Origin of the sequence: Pseudomonas sp. UBA4617, assembly GCF_002386445.1 — a bacterium.
Taxonomy (GTDB): Bacteria; Pseudomonadota; Gammaproteobacteria; order Pseudomonadales; family Pseudomonadaceae; genus Aquipseudomonas.
In genome coordinates this window covers 188,244-204,522 of sequence record NZ_DGIR01000009.1, presented here as the reverse complement: position 1 = coordinate 204,522, position 16,279 = coordinate 188,244, and the positions used below count along the sequence as shown (strand labels likewise).

The following is a 16,279-nucleotide window of genomic DNA, read 5'->3' as shown; positions in this document are numbered from 1 at the left end:
GGCAAGCCCGCTCCCACAGGGGCGGCGGAGACTTCCGAATCCTGTGACCGAGCCTGAATGATGAACACTGCATACCGCAAAGCCCTTCCAGGCACCGACCTGGACTATTTCGATGCCCGCGCAGCGGTCGAGGCGATCAAGCCCGGCGCCTACGACGGGCTGCCCTACACCTCCCGCGTGCTCGCCGAAAACCTGGTGCGCCGTTGTGACCCGGCTACCCTCGATGCCTCGCTGGGCCAGTTGATCGAGCGCAAGCGCGAGCTCGACTTCCCGTGGTTCCCGGCGCGAGTGGTATGCCATGACATCCTTGGCCAGACCGCGTTGGTCGACCTCGCCGGCCTGCGTGACGCCATTGCCGACAAAGGCGGCGACCCGGCCCAGGTCAACCCGGTGGTGCCGGTACAGCTGATCGTCGACCACTCGCTGGCCGTCGAGTGCGGTGGCTTCGACCCGCAGGCCTTCGAAAAGAACCGGGCCATCGAGGACCGCCGTAACGAAGATCGCTTCCACTTCATCAACTGGACCAAGAAAGCGTTCAAGAACGTCGACGTGATCCAGCCGGGCAACGGCATCATGCACCAGATCAACCTGGAGAAGATGTCGCCGGTCGTTCACAACGACCGTGGCCTGGCCTACCCGGACACCTGCGTCGGCACCGACAGCCATACCCCGCACGTCGACGCACTGGGCGTGATCGCCATCGGGGTGGGGGGGCTGGAAGCGGAAAACGTGATGCTCGGCCGCGCCTCGTGGATGCGCCTGCCGGAAATCGTCGGCGTCGAGCTGACCGGCAAGCTGGCGCCGAACATCACCGCCACCGACCTGGTGCTGGCCCTCACCGAATTCCTGCGCAAGCAGAAGGTCGTCGGTGCCTACCTGGAGTTCCACGGCGAGGGCGCTCGCGCCCTGACCCTGGGCGACCGTGCCACCATCTCCAACATGGCCCCGGAGTACGGCGCCACTGCAGCGATGTTTGCCATCGACCAGCAGACCATCGACTACCTGCGCCTGACCGGCCGCGAAGAGCAGCAGGTCCGGCTGGTGGAAACCTATGCCAAGACCACTGGCCTGTGGGCCGACAGCCTGGGTGGTGCGGTGTACGAGCGCACCCTGAGCTTCGACCTGGCCAGCGTGGTGCGTAACATGGCTGGCCCGTCCAACCCGCATGCCCGGGTAGCCACCAGCGACCTGGCGGCCAAGGGTATCGCCGGCAAGTGGGAAGAAGTGCCCGGGCAGATGCCGGATGGCGCAGTGATCATCGCTGCCATTACCAGCTGCACCAACACCAGCAATCCGCGCAACGTGATTGCCGCAGGTTTGCTGGCACGCAACGCCAACAAGCTGGGCCTGGCCCGCAAGCCATGGGTCAAGTCGTCGCTGGCGCCGGGCTCCAAGGCCGTGCAGCTGTACCTTGAGGAAGCGGGGCTGGAAAAGGAGCTGGAGCAGCTCGGCTTCGGCATCGTCGCCTTCGCCTGCACCACCTGCAACGGCATGTCCGGCGCCCTGGACCCGGTGATCCAGCAAGAGATCATCGACCGCGACCTGTACGCCACCGCCGTGCTGTCGGGCAACCGTAACTTCGACGGGCGGATCCACCCCTATGCCAAGCAGGCCTTCCTCGCCTCGCCGCCGCTGGTGGTGGCCTACGCCATCGCCGGTACCATCCGCTTCGACATCGAGAAGGATGTGCTGGGCGTGGTCGATGGCAAGGAAATCCGCCTCAAGGACATCTGGCCAAGCGATGAAGAGATCGATGCGGTGGTACGCGCCGCGGTCAAGCCGGAGCAGTTCCGCAAGGTGTACATCCCGATGTTCGCCATCGAGGAAGACCGTGGGCCGAAGGTGGCGCCGTTGTACGACTGGCGCCCGATGAGCACCTATATCCGTCGCCCGCCATACTGGGAAGGGGCCCTGGCCGGCGAACGTACCCTGCGCGGCATGCGTCCGCTGGCGGTGCTGCCGGACAACATCACCACCGACCACCTGTCGCCGTCCAACGCCATCATGCCCGACAGCGCCGCGGGTGAGTACCTGGCCAGGATGGGCCTGCCGGAAGAGGACTTCAACTCCTACGCCACCCACCGTGGCGACCACCTGACGGCCCAGCGTGCCACTTTCGCCAACCCCAAGCTGTTCAACGAAATGGTGCGCAATGAAGATGGCAGCGTGAAGCAGGGTTCGCTGGCGCGGATCGAGCCGGAAGGCAAGGTTACCCGCATGTGGGAGGCGATCGAGACCTACATGCAGCGCAAGCAGCCGCTGATCATCGTCGCCGGCGCCGACTACGGCCAGGGCTCGTCGCGTGACTGGGCGGCCAAGGGTGTGCGCCTGGCCGGGGTCGAGGCGATCGTCGCCGAAGGCTTCGAACGTATCCACCGCACCAACCTGGTGGGCATGGGTGTACTGCCGCTGGAGTTCAAGTCGGGTACCGACCGCAAGACCTTGGCCCTGGACGGCAGCGAGACCTACGACGTGCTGGGGGCGCGTACGCCACGGGCGACCCTGACCCTGGTGGTGACCCGGGCCAACGGTGAGCGCCTGGAAGTGCCGGTGACCTGTCGCCTGGACACCGCCGAGGAAGTGTCGATCTACGAAGCGGGCGGGGTGCTGCAGCGCTTCGCCCAGGACTTCCTCGAAGCCACCGTGTAATTGCAGGGGGCCGCTTTGGCTGCAAGGCAGCCCCAGCGGCCATATGCGTTTCATACAGGACAGCACACCCATGGCACATGCAGCCCAGATCAGAATCCCCGCCACCTACATCCGTGGCGGCACCAGCAAAGGCGTGTTCTTCCGCCTGCAAGACCTGCCCGAGCGGGCGCAAACCCCCGGGCCGGCTCGCGATGCCCTGCTGCTGCGGGTGATCGGCAGCCCGGACCCCTATGGCAAACAGATCGACGGCATGGGCGGCGCCACCTCGAGCACCAGCAAGAGCGTGATCCTGTCGCCGAGCAACAAGCCCGATCACGATGTCGACTACCTGTTCGGCCAGGTCAGCATCGACAAGGCCTTCGTCGACTGGAGCGGCAACTGTGGCAACCTCTCCGCTGCAGTCGGTTCGTTCGCCATCGGCAGCGGCCTGGTCGACCCCGCGCGCATACCGCGCAATGGCATCGCCACCGTTCGCATCTGGCAGGCCAATATCGGCAAGACGATCATCGCCCACGTGCCTGTCAGCGAAGGTGAGGTGCAGGAAACCGGCGACTTCGAGCTGGACGGGGTGACTTTCCCGGCCGCCGAGGTGCAGCTCGAGTTCCTCGACCCGGCGGCCGACGAAGACGGCGACGGTGGCGCGATGTTCCCCACCGGTAACCTGGTCGATGACCTCGTGGTGCCGGGGCTGGGGAGCTTCAAGGCGACCCTGATCAATGCCGGCATCCCGACCATCTTCGTCAATGCGGCAGACATAGGCTACACCGGCACTGAGCTGCAGGATGCCATCAACGGCGATTCGCAGGCACTGCTGCGCTTCGAGACGATCCGCGCCCATGGCGCCGTGCGCATGGGGCTGATCGAGCACGTCGACCAGGCTGCCGGGCGTCAGCACACGCCAAAAGTGGCGTTCGTCGCGCCGCCGAGCACCTACACTGCCTCCAGTGGCAAGGTGGTTCAGGCGGGTGATATCGATCTGCTGGTGCGCGCCTTGTCGATGGGCAAGCTGCACCACGCCATGATGGGTACGGCCGCAGTGGCTATCGGTACTGCGGCGGCCATTCCGGGCACGCTGGTGAACCTGGCCGCTGGCGGCGGCGAGCGTAGCGCCGTGCGTTTCGGGCACCCCTCAGGCACCCTGCGGGTGGGGGCCGAGGCGCGCCAGGTGAATGGTGAGTGGACAGTGACCAAGGCAATCATGAGCCGCAGTGCCCGGGTGCTGATGGAGGGCTGGGTTCGCGTACCTGGCGATAGCTTCTAACGCACCCACTGGCGCTCGGCTTTAGGGTTGGGGCCGCTTTGCGGCCCTGTCGCGACCCAAGGCCGCTCCTGCATGGCGCCTTGTGCCGCGACAGGGCTGTCAGGCAGCTTCGGCAATTCTGAAGGGAGCTGCATATGAGCGCCAACGTAGACCTCAATGACCGCCCGGATTACGACCAGGTGCTGCAAACCCTTGCCGACTACGCCCTCGGCTACCGGGTCGAATCACCTGAAGCCCTGGACACCGCCCGCAACTGCCTGATGGATACCCTCGGCTGCGGCCTGCTGGCCTTGCGCTTCCCCGAATGCAGCAAACTGCTCGGTCCGCTGGTGGAAGGTACAGTGGTGCCCAATGGCGCCCGTGTCCCCGGTACCAGCTACCGCCTCGACCCGGTCAAGGCGGCCTGGGACATCGGCTGCACGGTGCGCTGGCTGGACTATAACGACACCTGGCTGGCCGCCGAATGGGCTCACCCCTCGGATAACCTCGGTGGCATCCTGGCAGTCGCCGACCATCTGTCGCAAAGGCGCGTGGCCGCCGGTGAAGCACCACTGCTGATGCGTGATGTACTGGAAGCCATGGTCATGGCCCATGAGATCCAGGGTGTGCTGGCGCTGGAAAACGCCTTCAATCGCGTTGGCCTCGACCACGTGATATTGGTCAAGGTCGCGTCCACCGCAGTGTGCGCAAGGCTGATGGGAGCCAACCGTGAGCAGATGCTCAGTGCCTTGTCCCACGCCTTCGTTGACGGCCAGGCACTGCGCACCTACCGCCACGCGCCCAACGCCGGTTCGCGCAAATCCTGGGCTGCCGGGGATGCTTCCAGCCGTGGTGTGCGCCTGGCCGATATCGCCCTGCGTGGCGAAATGGGCGTGCCAAGTGTGCTCACTGCGCCACAATGGGGTTTCTACGACGTACTGTTCAGCCACACCAACAAGGACCTGGCACTCAAGCCTGCCGAGCAACAGGCGCTGCGCGTGCCGCAGGCCCTGGGTAGCTATGTCATGGAGAACGTGCTGTTCAAGGTCAGTTTCCCTGCCGAGTTCCATGCCCAGACTGCCTGTGAGGCGGCAGTCAGCCTGCACCCGCGGGTACGCAATCGCCTGCACGAGGTGGACCGCATTGTCATCACCACACAGGAGTCGGCAATCCGCATTATTTCAAAGAGCGGCCCACTGGCCAACGCTGCCGACCGCGACCATTGCTTGCAGTACATGGTGGCAGTGCCCTTGATTTTCGGGCATCTGGTGGCCGAGCAATATGAAGACGCCTTCCACGCCAGCCATCCAAGCATCGACCGCCTGCGCGAGAAAATGGAGGTGGTGGAAGACCCTCGCTTCAGCCGCGAGTACCTGGAACCGGACAAGCGCTCGATCGCCAACGCGCTGCAGGTGTTCTTCAAGGATGGCAGCAGTACCGAGCAGGTGGTGGTGGAGTACCCAATCGGTCATCGGCGCCGGCGGGCGGAGGGCATACCGTTGCTGGAGGCGAAGTTCAGGGCCAACCTGGCGACGAGGTTCGCCCGGCAACGGTGTGAGGAGATTCTGTCGGTATGCAAGAACCAGCAGGCCCTGGAGGGGATGGCAGTGCATCGGTTCGTGGACCTGTTTGTAATCTGAGAGGCCGGCAAGGGCCTGCACAGAGCCCACAAAAAAGCCCCGGCATTTCTGCCGGGGCTTCTTCTTGCAACTTGCAGCTTACACCTTGCCGCTCAGCTTACGCCTGAACCACCGGGATCTTGGCGTTGGCTGCCGCTTCGCGGAACTCGGCGATCTGGTCGAAGCTCAGGTAGCGGTAGACGTCTGCAGCCATGCTGTCGATGTCTTTCGCGTACTGCATGTACTCTTCGACGGTCGGCAGCTTGCCGATGATCGAAGCGACAGCCGCCAGTTCGGCCGATGCCAGGTACACGTTGGTGGCGTCGCCCAGGCGGTTCGGGAAGTTGCGGGTCGAGGTGGACACCACGGTCGAACCGGTCTGCACACGCGCCTGGTTACCCATGCACAGCGAGCAGCCTGGCATTTCCATGCGCGCACCGGCCTTGCCGTAGATGCCGTAGTAGCCTTCTTCGGTCAGCTGGTGAGCGTCCATCTTGGTTGGCGGAGCCAGCCACAGACGGGTAGGGATACCGCCCTTGACCTTGTCCAGCAGCTTGCCGGCGGCGCGGAAGTGACCGATGTTGGTCATGCACGAACCGATGAACACTTCGTCGATCTTCTCGCCCTGTACCGAGGACAGCAGGCGTGCATCGTCCGGGTCGTTCGGCGCGCAGAGCACAGGCTCCTTGACGTCGGCCAGGTCGATCTCGATGATTTCAGCGTATTCGGCATCGGCGTCGGCCGACAGCAGCTCAGGCTTGGCCAGCCAGGCTTCCATGGCCTGGGCGCGACGCTCCAGGGTGCGGGCGTCGCCGTAGCCTTCGCCGATCATCCAGCGCAGCAGGGTGATGTTCGACTGCAGGTACTCGGCAATGGCCTTTTCCGGCAACTTGATGGTGCAACCGGCAGCGGAACGCTCGGCCGAGGCGTCGGACAGCTCGAAGGCTTGCTCGACGGTCAGGTCGTTCAGGCCTTCGATCTCGAGGATGCGGCCGGAGAAGATGTTCTTCTTGCCTTTCTTCTCGACGGTCAGCAGGCCTTTCTGGATGGCGTAGTAAGGGATGGCATGGACCAGGTCACGCAGGGTGATACCTGGTTGCAGCTTGCCCTTGAAGCGCACCAGTACTGATTCCGGCATGTCCAGCGGCATGACACCGGTGGCAGCAGCGAAGGCTACCAGGCCGGAACCGGCCGGGAACGAAATGCCGATCGGGAAGCGGGTGTGCGAGTCGCCACCGGTACCCACGGTGTCGGGCATCAGCATGCGGTTCAGCCAGCTGTGGATGATGCCGTCGCCCGGGCGCAGCGACACGCCGCCACGGGTGCGGATGAAGTCTGGCAGGGTGTGGTGGGTAGTGACGTCGATCGGCTTCGGATAGGCCGCGGTGTGGCAGAACGACTGCATCACCAGGTCGGCGGAGAAGCCCAGGCACGCCAGGTCTTTCAGCTCGTCGCGGGTCATCGGGCCAGTGGTGTCCTGGGAACCGACGGTGGTCATCTTCGGCTCGCAGTAGGTACCTGGGCGTACGCCCTTGCCTTCCGGCAGGCCGCAGGCACGGCCGACCATTTTCTGGGCCAGGGTGAAGCCTTTGCCCGAGTCGGCAGGCTGCTCCGGCTTCTTGAACAGGTCGGAAGCACCCAGGCCCAGTTCGGCGCGGGCCTTCTCGGTCAGGCCGCGGCCGACGATCAGCGGGATACGGCCGCCAGCGCGGACTTCATCCAGCAGCACTTCGGTTTTCAGCTGGAAGGTGGTGACCAGTTCGTCGCTGCCGTGACGGCGCACTTCGCCCTTGAACGGGTAAACGTCGATGACGTCGCCCATGGCCAGGTTGGTGCAGTCGAATTCGATCGGCAGGGCGCCGGCGTCTTCCATGGTGTTGTAGAAGATCGGGGCGATCTTGGTACCGAAGCAGAAGCCACCGGCGCGCTTGTTTGGTACGTACGGGATGTCGTCGCCGAAGAACCACAGCACCGAGTTGGTTGCCGATTTGCGCGAGGAGCCGGTACCGACCACGTCACCGACGTAGGCAACCGGGAAGCCCTTGGCCTTGACCGCTTCGATCTGGGCCAGCGGGCCGACCGAACCAGGCTGCTGCGGCTCGATGCCGTCACGGGCCATTTTCAGCATGGCCAGGGCGTGCAGCGGGATGTCAGGGCGCGACCAGGCGTCCGGGGCAGGCGACAGGTCGTCGGTGTTGGTTTCGCCAGGTACCTTGAACACGGTCAGGGTGTACTTGTCGGCGATCGCCGGACGCGAGGTGAACCACTCGCCGGCCGCCCAGGATTCCAGTACGGCCTTGGCATGGACGTTGCCGGTCTTGGCTTTTTCAGCCACGTCGTGGAAGGCATCGAACATCAGCAGGGTGTGCTTGAGCTGTTCGCCCGCGACGGCGCCCAGTTCGGCGTCATCCAGCAGCGCGACCAGCGTTTCGATGTTGTAGCCGCCCTGCATGGTGCCCAGCAGTTCGGTGGCGTGCTTGCGGTCGATCAAAGGCGACTTGGCTTCGCCCTTGGCGATAGCGGACAGGAAAGCGGCCTTGACGTAGGCGGCTTCGTCGACCCCTGGTGGTACGCGGTGGGTGATCAGTTCTACGAGGAAGGCTTCTTCGCCGGCCGGCGGGTTTTTCAGCAGCTCGACCAGGCCTGCAGTTTGTTCGGCGTTCAACGGCTGGGGCACGATGCCCAGGGCGGCACGCTCTTCGATGTGTTTGCGGTAGGCTTCAAGCACAGTTATTTCCCTCATCAGTGGTCCCTAAAGGGGGTCCGGGACGCTCATCCAGCATTCAATGCACCCATGCGCTGCCACGGCTTTGTGGGCCGCCCAGCCAGAGTCGCAAGGAATCCTTACAGAAGCTGCTTTCAAAGTTTTACGCCTGCAGAACGGAAAGCTGATGAGGGCTGGCACGGGCATGCGAGGGATGCATGGCCCGGGCCAACGCCGTTCTACCGGATGAACTGTGCTCGTGACGCTTTGAAAACAGCTTCCAACGGACATTGTTGCCTTTGAAAAGGCCGGATGATTCTACGGCAAAAAAAGCCTGAAGGTAAGGCGGCGAAGATGACTTTAACGAGTGACCCTGGTTAGACAAAGGGCTAACATGGGCTCGTGTTCCACCGCCAAGCTGTTGTTTTTCATGTCCAACAAGTCCATCAAGACCCCTTGCGTCGGCCTCTGCTCCACGGTCTATGGAGACATCGTGTGCCGTGGCTGCAAGCGGTTTCACCACGAGGTGATCCACTGGAATGGCTACGACGATGCGCAAAAGCGCGCCGTGTGGTTGCGCCTGGAGCAGTTGCTGGTGCAGGTGATGATGGCCAAGCTGGAAGTGTTCGACAAAGGGCTGCTGCGCCAGCAGCTGGAGCAGCGCTCCATCCGTTTTGTCGAACAGCAATCGGAATATTGCTGGGCGTACCAGCTGATCGCCCGCGGCGCTCGGATGATCCGTGACCTGGAAGCCTACGGCATGGTATTGCTGCCGGAATTCCGCGACTGGGAGCTGCCCCAGTTGCGCGACGCCATCGACCGCGAATTCTTCCTGTTGTCGGAAGCGCATTACCAGCGCTACATCGCGCCGGCGTTCCTGGACAGCGCGCTGGAATAGCGGCATTCCAGCTGTCGCCCGGCCGGCGCCAGGCCGCCCTCCACGCAGCCCGTTTGCGGGCATTGCGCCAGCGCTGGGGCCAGCCCCGCTGCATCAGTCCCCGGTGTATTCGCAGCCGCTGGTGCAGGTTTCGTGAATGCGTACCTTGGAAAGCTCCGGCATCAGCGGCTTGACCTGGTCCCAGATCCATTTGGCGATGACTTCGCTGGTCGGGTTCTCGAGCCCCGGAATGTCGTTGAGGTAGTTGTGATCCAGCTGTTCGTAGATCGGCTTGAAGATCGCCTTCACCTCGGCAAAATCACGGATCCAGCCGGTATGTGGGTCGAGCGGGCCGGTGAGGTGCAGGCCGACCTTGAATGAGTGGCCGTGCAGGCGGCCGCATTTGTGCCCGGCCGGGACATTGGGCAGGCGGTGGGCCGATTCGAATGTGAATTCCTTGAAGATTTCCACTGGTGGACCTGTATAGCTGGTGGGATAAGGGCTTGAGCGAAAATTGGCGTTTCAATGTACTGCTCAATGTACTGATTGGTCGTCGCTGGGGGTAAAAGAGGTCATCCACTGGGTGATGTCCGACTGGCGCCAGGCGACCGAATTTGGGCCTATCTTAACCTGTTTTGGAAAGGTGCCCTCCCTGATTCTGCGATAGACGGTGTTCCGGCCGATGCCGGTCACGTGCAGCACCTCGTCGAGGCGCAGGAAGCGGTCGATGTTTTCTGCGGTTCGCATAGGGTGTCTCCTTTATATAGTAAGGTCAGGCCAAGAAGTGGTGCCCGACCTTCGCCGCCCGGGCGGCTTCCTCGGTGCGGAACATGAGTTGAGTTTTGCTGATTCGGCCATAGGCCTCGTATTCGGCGTCGACCCACCAGGCGCCGAACTTGCGGTACGGCTCGCCGAGGATCTTCGTGACGTAGCAGTCGATCAGGTTCATGGATGGTCTCCACGCCGCCGACGGCGGCAGGTTGGTGGTCAGGCTGCTTTCTGTGAGTGCGCAGCGTCACGGCGGCGGCAAATTTGCACCTGCAGCCGATAGGCTCGGAAACGGCGGCCGTCACCTGGTGAAAGCTCCGGAGCCAGATTGGCCAAGTCCTCTTCCAGCATGCCGAAGTAGTAGAGGTGCTCTCCGTCGCCCATCCACTCAGGTTGGGCAGTCGCCCAGTCGCGGGCCTGAACGCACGGAAGGCAGGTTTTGAAGCTTTCCATCGAGCCTTCCCAGCAGCCAGCCACCAGCTGGTACCGTTGCCCGGGATCGATGTGCCCGCGGCATTCGCAGCAGGTATGGCGCTTCCGGGCCACGGGCTCGGTCGTGGTCTGAAAATCAGACATGGTTGCTCCTCGCCCGCGCATGTCGGCGGGCTTGAGTAGTAGGGGGAGGGGTTAGGCTCGGGCTTCGAACAGCTCGATCTGCGCTGCCGGGGTGTCGCGGATGGTGATTGCCTCAGCAATGCGCTGTTGGGCGGTACCGAAATGCCCTTCGTCCTGCTCGATGCCGATAAAGCGCCGGCCCAGCTGGATACAGGCAACTCCGGTCGTGCCGCTGCCCATTGTGTTGTCGAGCACCACCTGCTCGGGATTGGTGTAGGTGGCGATGAGGAACCGCATCCAGCTGACAGGCTTCTGCGTTGGGTGGAAGTTGGCCGTCTGCTTGTCGCTCGAGAAGAACTGAACCGAGCGTGGGTATCGGTCCGTCGAGTCGTACTCGGTGAGCGACAGGGCCTTGCCGTAGCACTCTGAGTTGACCGTCTTCCGCTTGGCCGTGCGACGCTCGTGCCCGGAGGTCATCTGCGGGTTGTACACCGGCTGGCGCCGGTAGAAGACCTGGGCGCTTTCGTGCGCTCGCAGTGGCTGCTTCTTCGCATTGAGGAAGCCGGTCGCGTTGCCTTTCTCCCAGATCCATTCGTAGCGGTAGTCGCGGGGGTTGCTGGCGACCACCAGCGAGCTGAACGGCTGGGCCGCGCAGAGCACAATGGCCGCCTCCTGCTTGGCGATTCTCAAGTACTGCTCCCAGAGTGGGGCGAAGGGAATCACCACATCCCAAGCGCACTGCGTGGTGCCATATGGCAGGTCAGCCAGCACCAGGTCGACGCTGGCATCTGGGATCGACTTCATCACCTCCAGGCAGTCTCCCTGGTACAGGCTGACCTCGCTCATCGCGGCCCCCTGTAGATCAGGTAGGCCATGTAGGCGAGGGCGATCATGGCGCCACCTGCTTGCGGTAGCCGGCATCATGCAGAGCAGCGATCGCGCACTCTACATACTCGCGGGCAGTGAGAAGCTCACCTGCACTGAAATCCAGCTGGGCATCCTCTGCCATTTTGGCGATTGCTATCTTTCGCTCCGCCTCCGCGATCTGCTCAGGCGTGCGGATGGGGCTGAAGAATGCCATGCGCAGGCAAGTCTCGGAGTCCTCTGCGCCCTTGCGACGGAACCATGTTTCATCGCCATCACGGCCCAGGATCGTCACAACTATGACCTGGTCGCTACTGGGATGCCATTCGCATGTGGTGCCAACCGGCGGTAGGCCTTCGCCATCCCAGCGCGCCGGCCGCGGCGTGATGTACTGGATCTGGCCCTGCGTGAAATTGTGCCGGTGATCGCCGGTACCGCCACCGTATGGATAGACGCGATCCTCGGCGCCGACCACGGCGTACTGGTCCATGTTGATCCACACCTCGGTAATGCCGTGGTGGGCGACCAGGCCGTGGCCGTCTGCCCACTCAGGCGCCTTGCTCCAATCGATCTTGCTCACAGCTGATACCTCTCATCAATCCAGCGCCCAGGCGCCAGTGCGGGTGTAGGTTCGGGTTGTGTTTCGTGCGGGGAGAGCTGGCGCTGGTTGCCGGCCTGCAGCTCGCTATCGGGGATGCAGCTGATGCCGACCCCATTCAGCAGGTAGCAGGTGACGCCGCGCTGGCTGTCGTGCTGCACGTCGATGACGTTATCGGTTGCGCTGGCGCCGGTGGCCAGCAGCAGGAGGCAGAGGGCGAGGCGAGTCATGGTGTCACCCGCTTGAACTCGACGACCCATACCCACGGGTTGCCGCTCCATGATTCGTCGCCGTTTATGCTGCTCCAGAGGCACTCGAATAGCTGCGCGGCGGTGAGCGTCTCGTCTGCATCGGGTATTTGCCGAAGGAAACCCACGCCTTCCGCTTCGGCCTGGTCCTCGCTGATGTCCTGCAGCCGTTCGACGCGTACTGCTGTGATTTCCAGCAGGATTCGACTGGCCCAGCGGGGCATGTGGATCGAGGGGCGCCCTCGGCCCTGCGAGACCATTGCGCATCCTGTCTGCCGGACGCTGCCATCTGCTGGGTACATGATGGGCTCGCCCTGGCTCAGGTCGCGCGGCGAAATCGAATCGAGTTGAGAATCTGCCAGCCACGCCTCACGCACCCACAGGCGATCGCCTGGCTTGCCATATGGGCACATGTCCGCATTGCCCGAAAGAGTCAGGAAAGATGGCTCGAACCCGGCCGCAAGGCAGTCCAGGGCGTTGCGCTTCTTCACCTCACGCCTGGTGACCGTCTTCCGGCCTTCCAGAATGGCGCGGACCATAGGCCCGCTGAACAGGATCGGGCGTTCCTTTGCTTGAGACATAGCTTCGCCTTGGCCGCTATATCGCGGCAGTGAATAGAGGGGAGAGGGGTTACAGCTTGGGAGTACAAATGTTCTCTTGCGGGGCTGAATCCACCGAGCGCATGAAGGCTGCCATGTGGCCCATCTGCTCGACGATGAAGCGCTCTTCATCAGCGGCGGCAGCGATGATCCTTTCTCGGCGCTTCTTGCAGAGCAGGCAATCGACTTCGGCCCAGTCGCCTGACAGCTCGGAGGATTCCCCTAGCCAGGTGCCGCAGGGCGCTTGCTCAACGTCTTCCAGGTCGGTGAATGGTGCGAAGTGCGTCGTCATGACTTCGAATCCGGCTCTGCACTGCAACTGCAATCTCCAGGCTTGTATTCGTCGACCGCTTTGCAGTTGAGCTTGTGCCCGTTGATCGTCTGCGGAGTTGGTGCGCCGAGCTCTGCGCTGGCGGGCTTGAACGACAGACGAATACGCTCGTACAGGTCAGGCAGCATCCATTTGTCAGTTTTGATCAGCACTTCTTTCAGCAGCGCATCCCGCTCGGCCAGCTTGTCGACGGCCTCATGCAGATCGTTGTGCAGTTGAGTGAAAGCTGCCTCGACCTTGCTGGATACATCGCCGGTACCGACATGCTCCGCCCATTCTCGCTCGGCAACCATATCGGCCATGGCCTCGCACTCGGCAAGTTCGGCTATCGCCGCCATCGTTTCGCTCTCGGCGAGTTCGGTAGCGGTGCGATCGGTCATCGGCCCCAGGCCAACAATCGGCAGCCCAGCCTCTGCGGCATCCCGCTCTGCCTCTTCTTTGGTCCACCAGAAGGCAGTACCAACCATCCAGGCTATAGGCTCGGGGTGGGGCTGTGGGGATGGCTGGGCGAGAAGCTCTGAAATCCGCGTTACTGCGCGATCAATCGGCGCCTGAATGAAGCCAGGCAGTGGCTCATCAGCGGGCGGCTTCATGCCGGTTACGCCGGAAACCATGCCGACAAGGGCTTCGGTGACGATCTTGCTCAGTTCGGTGGTGCTGGATCGGTTTTCTGTGGGCATGGGGATACCTCGAGGCTATGCTCATGGCTTCGGTGGAGGGAAACCATGGCGATATCAGTTGATTCAAAGGGACGGCCGATTGACCAGGTGTGCAGGCACTGCAAAGGCCTGTTCACGTCGAAGGCTTTGAAGAAGCACGTTGAAAAGTGCATGGGGCCAGAAGGCAAGCGTGTGTGCGATCTGACCGGAGCGGCACGCGCCCGGCGCCTCAAGATTCTCTTCGAAGGTCCGCAGAAGAAGAAAAAGCGCCGCAGTGTCTACACCGTCGGCGGTGGGTCGTTTGGGCTCGGCAAGAGCCGGAAGCACTAGGCTGCTTTAAGAAGGGCCTCGATAACTCGCTGGCCTGCCAGCGGTGGTACCGCGTTTCCAGCCATGTGCATGGTGAGTCGGTGGTTATCCGGGCGCAGGGTGTCGGCGGGGAACGACATGGCGGCCAGGGCTTCGCTGGCGCTTAGCATTCGCATGCGGTCGCCGTCGACCAAGGCCCATCGGTCCAGAGTGGTGATGGTGCCGATCGGCCTTTTGATGTCGCGACCGGTGGTGCCTGAGCCTTTGCCGTAGTACGGCATGATGAACCTGTCGCCGAAGCGCTGGCGGCCATTGCGCACGCGGTCGAGCGTGGCCTGGGCCCGGCCTGGCTTCTCGATCTGCGACCAGCGTCCGGCGTCGAAGTCGAGGAAGCTGCTGGCCGGGACGTGCTCGCACTGCTGTAGCTGCAGTTGAATCGGCGCCTTGCTTTTGGTGCAGATCAGGAACAGGCGCACTCGATGTTGCGGCACGCCGAGGTCGGCGCAATCGACTATGTGCGGCGCAACCTGGTAGCCAAGGCGCCTCATCGCATCCACCCAGCTGGGGTAGAGCACCCAGTTCACGAACTCCGGCACGTTCTCGACCACCCAGGCGTCCTGATCAAGCACTTCAGCAGCAGAGGGAACGGCCCAGGCTGTCGAGCGCGATGCATCGTGCTCGGGGTTGCCGCTCTTCTTCCCGCGGGCGTTGGTGAAGCCTTGGCAGCATGGAGAGGCGATGCCGATGTCCGAGCGAGGCACCTTTGCCCAGTTCGCTTGCTGCAGGTCCTGGCACACGTGCTCGGTGTCCCGGTGGTTTGCTGCGTGCCACTTCACGGCCTCTGGCCAATGGTTTGCCGCCCAGAGAACCTGGACGCCTGCGGCGCGCGCGCCGGTGCTCCATCCGCCGAGGCCGGCGAACAGGTCGATTGCTGTGGGCATGCCATCGCCTCGTTGTAGAATCGGTTTAAATTGGGGAGGGGCTTATGGATCGAGTCGTTTTATTTGGATGCGTAATGCTGGTGATGTTTGGAGCTTACTTGTTCTCTGCTTGGGGAAATCCCAAGTTTGAGTTCAAGGATGTATTTGAGGTGCTCAGCTACATGGCCACACTATGCATGGCTTTTTTTGCCTGGCAGGCTTTGACTGCATGGAAGAAGCAGTTCAATCACCAGAAGCACTTCGAGGTGCTCCAGGAGCTTCGCGAAGCGACTCATGGCCTTATGGATGGGGGAGCGTACTTGAATGGTCTTAAGCATGCTCATATGCAGATGCACCAGGTCAACGATCATGAGGTTTTGGGGGAGTACTCAGACCAGCTTCGTACCCTTTTCCGTGATTGGCGAAGCAGCTGGAGTAGGTTCTGCACGTTGTGGAACGCTTACGGCCACCTCGTTGGCCCTCAAAATCCACCAGAGTACGGGTTTCCTGAAGTTGAGCCCATGACGATTGATCATAACTTTCGAAAGGCCAAAGACATGATCGAAAAAATGGAGTTCGGAGTTCCTCGCTCAGAAGTTGATGAGTACGAGACACAGTCATTTTTTCTCATCAGTAATTTTCAATCAGACGTTTTTCAGGTGGAGCGCACTATCAATAAGCGTATCGCGGATATGATGAAGGAGATCTAGCAGTCAATAACGTTGAATAGGGGAAGGCGCTGGCTGGCAGCGCCGGAGGGTCAGGCGGCTTTGCGCGCGTTCAGCACACGATGGCGAGCTGTTTCGTACTCACTGCTGACAATCTCAACCAGGCCGTCGACATCGCCGTCAGCCGCCTTGCTGCCCAGGTTCAGGTACACGGTGTCGCCATAGGTGAAGCACACCCCGCCACTGAGCCAGATACCGCCGCGCTCAACGCCGATGGCTTCCCACATTTCGTCCCGGTCGATGTCGTCCGGGCAATGTGCTTTCCAGAGGTCTTCCAGGCGCTGGTGTTCAGCCTTCTCGGCAGCGCGCACCTCCTTGGCCGTGCCCTTGGCATGCTTGGGCGCCCGGCGCAGCGAGCGGTAGCCGTATTCGTCAGGACGGCACCAGTGCACATCAAGGTCGCGGCTGGCGCTGAGCTTGATGCCGCCGACGTAGTTGCGGGAGCCGCTGTACATCGGCGATGCATCGGCGCCGAAGGCTTGGCCCAGCTTCTCGCGCTGGACGTTCCAGGCCGCTTTCTTCTGATCCCAGGCGCGCACTGCGGCCAGGACCTTTGGGGATTCGGTCTTGTAGAAGTAGCTCATGGCTTTCTCCATGCATGCGCCGCCCTC

The 16,279-nt window shown here is 62.6% G+C and carries 19 protein-coding genes; 6 read left to right on the top strand and 13 right to left on the bottom strand.

The window, feature by feature from the left end; genetic code table 11:
- Positions 1-60: 60 nt before the first annotated feature.
- From acnD to prpD, 3 genes are all read left to right on the top strand, one after another.
- Positions 61-2,649: a Fe/S-dependent 2-methylisocitrate dehydratase AcnD gene (acnD, locus tag B4L76_RS03335; protein WP_296230501.1), complete on the top strand. Its 2,589-nt coding sequence runs from the start codon at positions 61-63 to the stop codon at positions 2,647-2,649.
- A gap of 70 nt (positions 2,650-2,719) precedes the next feature.
- Complete coding sequence (gene prpF, locus B4L76_RS03330) at positions 2,720-3,910, top strand: 2-methylaconitate cis-trans isomerase PrpF (RefSeq protein WP_296230487.1); 1,191 nt, start codon at positions 2,720-2,722, stop codon at positions 3,908-3,910.
- 134 nt (positions 3,911-4,044) lie between these two features.
- Positions 4,045-5,529, top strand: a complete 1,485-nt coding sequence (gene prpD / locus B4L76_RS03325) for a 2-methylcitrate dehydratase (RefSeq protein WP_296230486.1) — start codon at positions 4,045-4,047, stop codon at positions 5,527-5,529.
- Positions 5,530-5,626: 97 nt separating this feature from the next.
- Here the strand turns inward: prpD and acnB are convergent, their stop codons facing one another.
- A complete protein-coding gene (gene acnB / locus B4L76_RS03320) occupies positions 5,627-8,236 on the bottom strand; it encodes a bifunctional aconitate hydratase 2/2-methylisocitrate dehydratase (protein ID WP_296230500.1) in 2,610 nt (869 codons plus the stop codon).
- A gap of 406 nt (positions 8,237-8,642) precedes the next feature.
- Here acnB and B4L76_RS03315 point away from each other — a divergent pair, with 406 nt between their 5' ends.
- A complete protein-coding gene (locus B4L76_RS03315; protein ID WP_296230485.1) occupies positions 8,643-9,110 on the top strand; it encodes a DUF1289 domain-containing protein in 468 nt (155 codons plus the stop codon).
- Positions 9,111-9,203: 93 nt separating this feature from the next.
- On the opposite strand, the gene queD is transcribed toward B4L76_RS03315, so the two are convergent.
- The 10 genes from queD to B4L76_RS03265 all read right to left on the bottom strand — a co-directional run bounded on the left by queD (position 9,204) and on the right by B4L76_RS03265 (position 13,732).
- Entirely contained in the window at positions 9,204-9,560 is a 357-nt protein-coding gene (gene queD / locus B4L76_RS03310) for a 6-carboxytetrahydropterin synthase QueD (protein ID WP_112252437.1), read from the bottom strand.
- A gap of 63 nt (positions 9,561-9,623) precedes the next feature.
- On the bottom strand, positions 9,624-9,836 hold the full coding sequence (locus B4L76_RS03305) for a helix-turn-helix transcriptional regulator (RefSeq protein ID WP_296230484.1): 213 nt from the start codon (positions 9,834-9,836) through the stop codon (positions 9,624-9,626).
- 25 nt (positions 9,837-9,861) lie between these two features.
- Positions 9,862-10,038 carry a hypothetical protein gene (locus tag B4L76_RS03300; protein WP_175406158.1) on the bottom strand — a complete coding sequence of 59 codons (177 nt, stop codon included), beginning with the start codon at positions 10,036-10,038 and terminating at the stop codon, positions 9,862-9,864.
- A gap of 38 nt (positions 10,039-10,076) precedes the next feature.
- Complete coding sequence (locus B4L76_RS03295) at positions 10,077-10,433, bottom strand: hypothetical protein (RefSeq protein ID WP_296230481.1); 357 nt, start codon at positions 10,431-10,433, stop codon at positions 10,077-10,079.
- A gap of 51 nt (positions 10,434-10,484) precedes the next feature.
- The gene (locus B4L76_RS03290) at positions 10,485-11,258 is read right to left on the bottom strand and encodes a DNA-methyltransferase (RefSeq protein WP_296230480.1); all 774 of its coding nucleotides are present in this window, start codon (positions 11,256-11,258) and stop codon (positions 10,485-10,487) included.
- A gap of 43 nt (positions 11,259-11,301) precedes the next feature.
- A complete protein-coding gene (locus B4L76_RS03285) occupies positions 11,302-11,856 on the bottom strand; it encodes a hypothetical protein (RefSeq protein WP_296230479.1) in 555 nt (184 codons plus the stop codon).
- Entirely contained in the window at positions 11,853-12,104 is a 252-nt protein-coding gene (locus B4L76_RS03280; protein WP_296230478.1) for a hypothetical protein, read from the bottom strand. Before B4L76_RS03280 ends, B4L76_RS03285 begins: the two co-directional genes overlap by 4 nt.
- Positions 12,101-12,703 carry a hypothetical protein gene (locus B4L76_RS03275; RefSeq protein ID WP_296230477.1) on the bottom strand — a complete coding sequence of 201 codons (603 nt, stop codon included), beginning with the start codon at positions 12,701-12,703 and terminating at the stop codon, positions 12,101-12,103. Before B4L76_RS03275 ends, B4L76_RS03280 begins: the two co-directional genes overlap by 4 nt.
- A 49-nt stretch (positions 12,704-12,752) precedes the next feature.
- Entirely contained in the window at positions 12,753-13,013 is a 261-nt protein-coding gene (locus B4L76_RS03270) for a hypothetical protein (protein WP_296230476.1), read from the bottom strand.
- Positions 13,010-13,732, bottom strand: coding sequence for a hypothetical protein (locus tag B4L76_RS03265; RefSeq protein ID WP_296230475.1), 723 nt, complete (start codon positions 13,730-13,732; stop codon positions 13,010-13,012). Before B4L76_RS03265 ends, B4L76_RS03270 begins: the two co-directional genes overlap by 4 nt.
- Positions 13,733-13,777: 45 nt before the next feature.
- Between B4L76_RS03265 and B4L76_RS03260 the strand changes: the two genes are divergently transcribed.
- Positions 13,778-14,041 carry a hypothetical protein gene (locus B4L76_RS03260; protein ID WP_296230474.1) on the top strand — a complete coding sequence of 88 codons (264 nt, stop codon included), beginning with the start codon at positions 13,778-13,780 and terminating at the stop codon, positions 14,039-14,041.
- On the opposite strand, the gene B4L76_RS03255 is transcribed toward B4L76_RS03260, so the two are convergent.
- The gene (locus tag B4L76_RS03255; protein ID WP_296230472.1) at positions 14,038-14,961 is read right to left on the bottom strand and encodes a DNA cytosine methyltransferase; all 924 of its coding nucleotides are present in this window, start codon (positions 14,959-14,961) and stop codon (positions 14,038-14,040) included. The genes B4L76_RS03260 and B4L76_RS03255 overlap by 4 nt on opposite strands.
- A 44-nt stretch (positions 14,962-15,005) precedes the next feature.
- Here B4L76_RS03255 and B4L76_RS03250 point away from each other — a divergent pair, with 44 nt between their 5' ends.
- On the top strand, positions 15,006-15,650 hold the full coding sequence (locus tag B4L76_RS03250) for a hypothetical protein (protein ID WP_296230471.1): 645 nt from the start codon (positions 15,006-15,008) through the stop codon (positions 15,648-15,650).
- A 50-nt stretch (positions 15,651-15,700) separates the two neighbouring features.
- On the opposite strand, the gene B4L76_RS03245 is transcribed toward B4L76_RS03250, so the two are convergent.
- Positions 15,701-16,252 (bottom strand): hypothetical protein, encoded by a 552-nt coding sequence (locus B4L76_RS03245; protein ID WP_296230470.1) that lies wholly within the window; start codon positions 16,250-16,252, stop codon positions 15,701-15,703.
- Positions 16,253-16,279 lie beyond the last annotated feature (27 nt).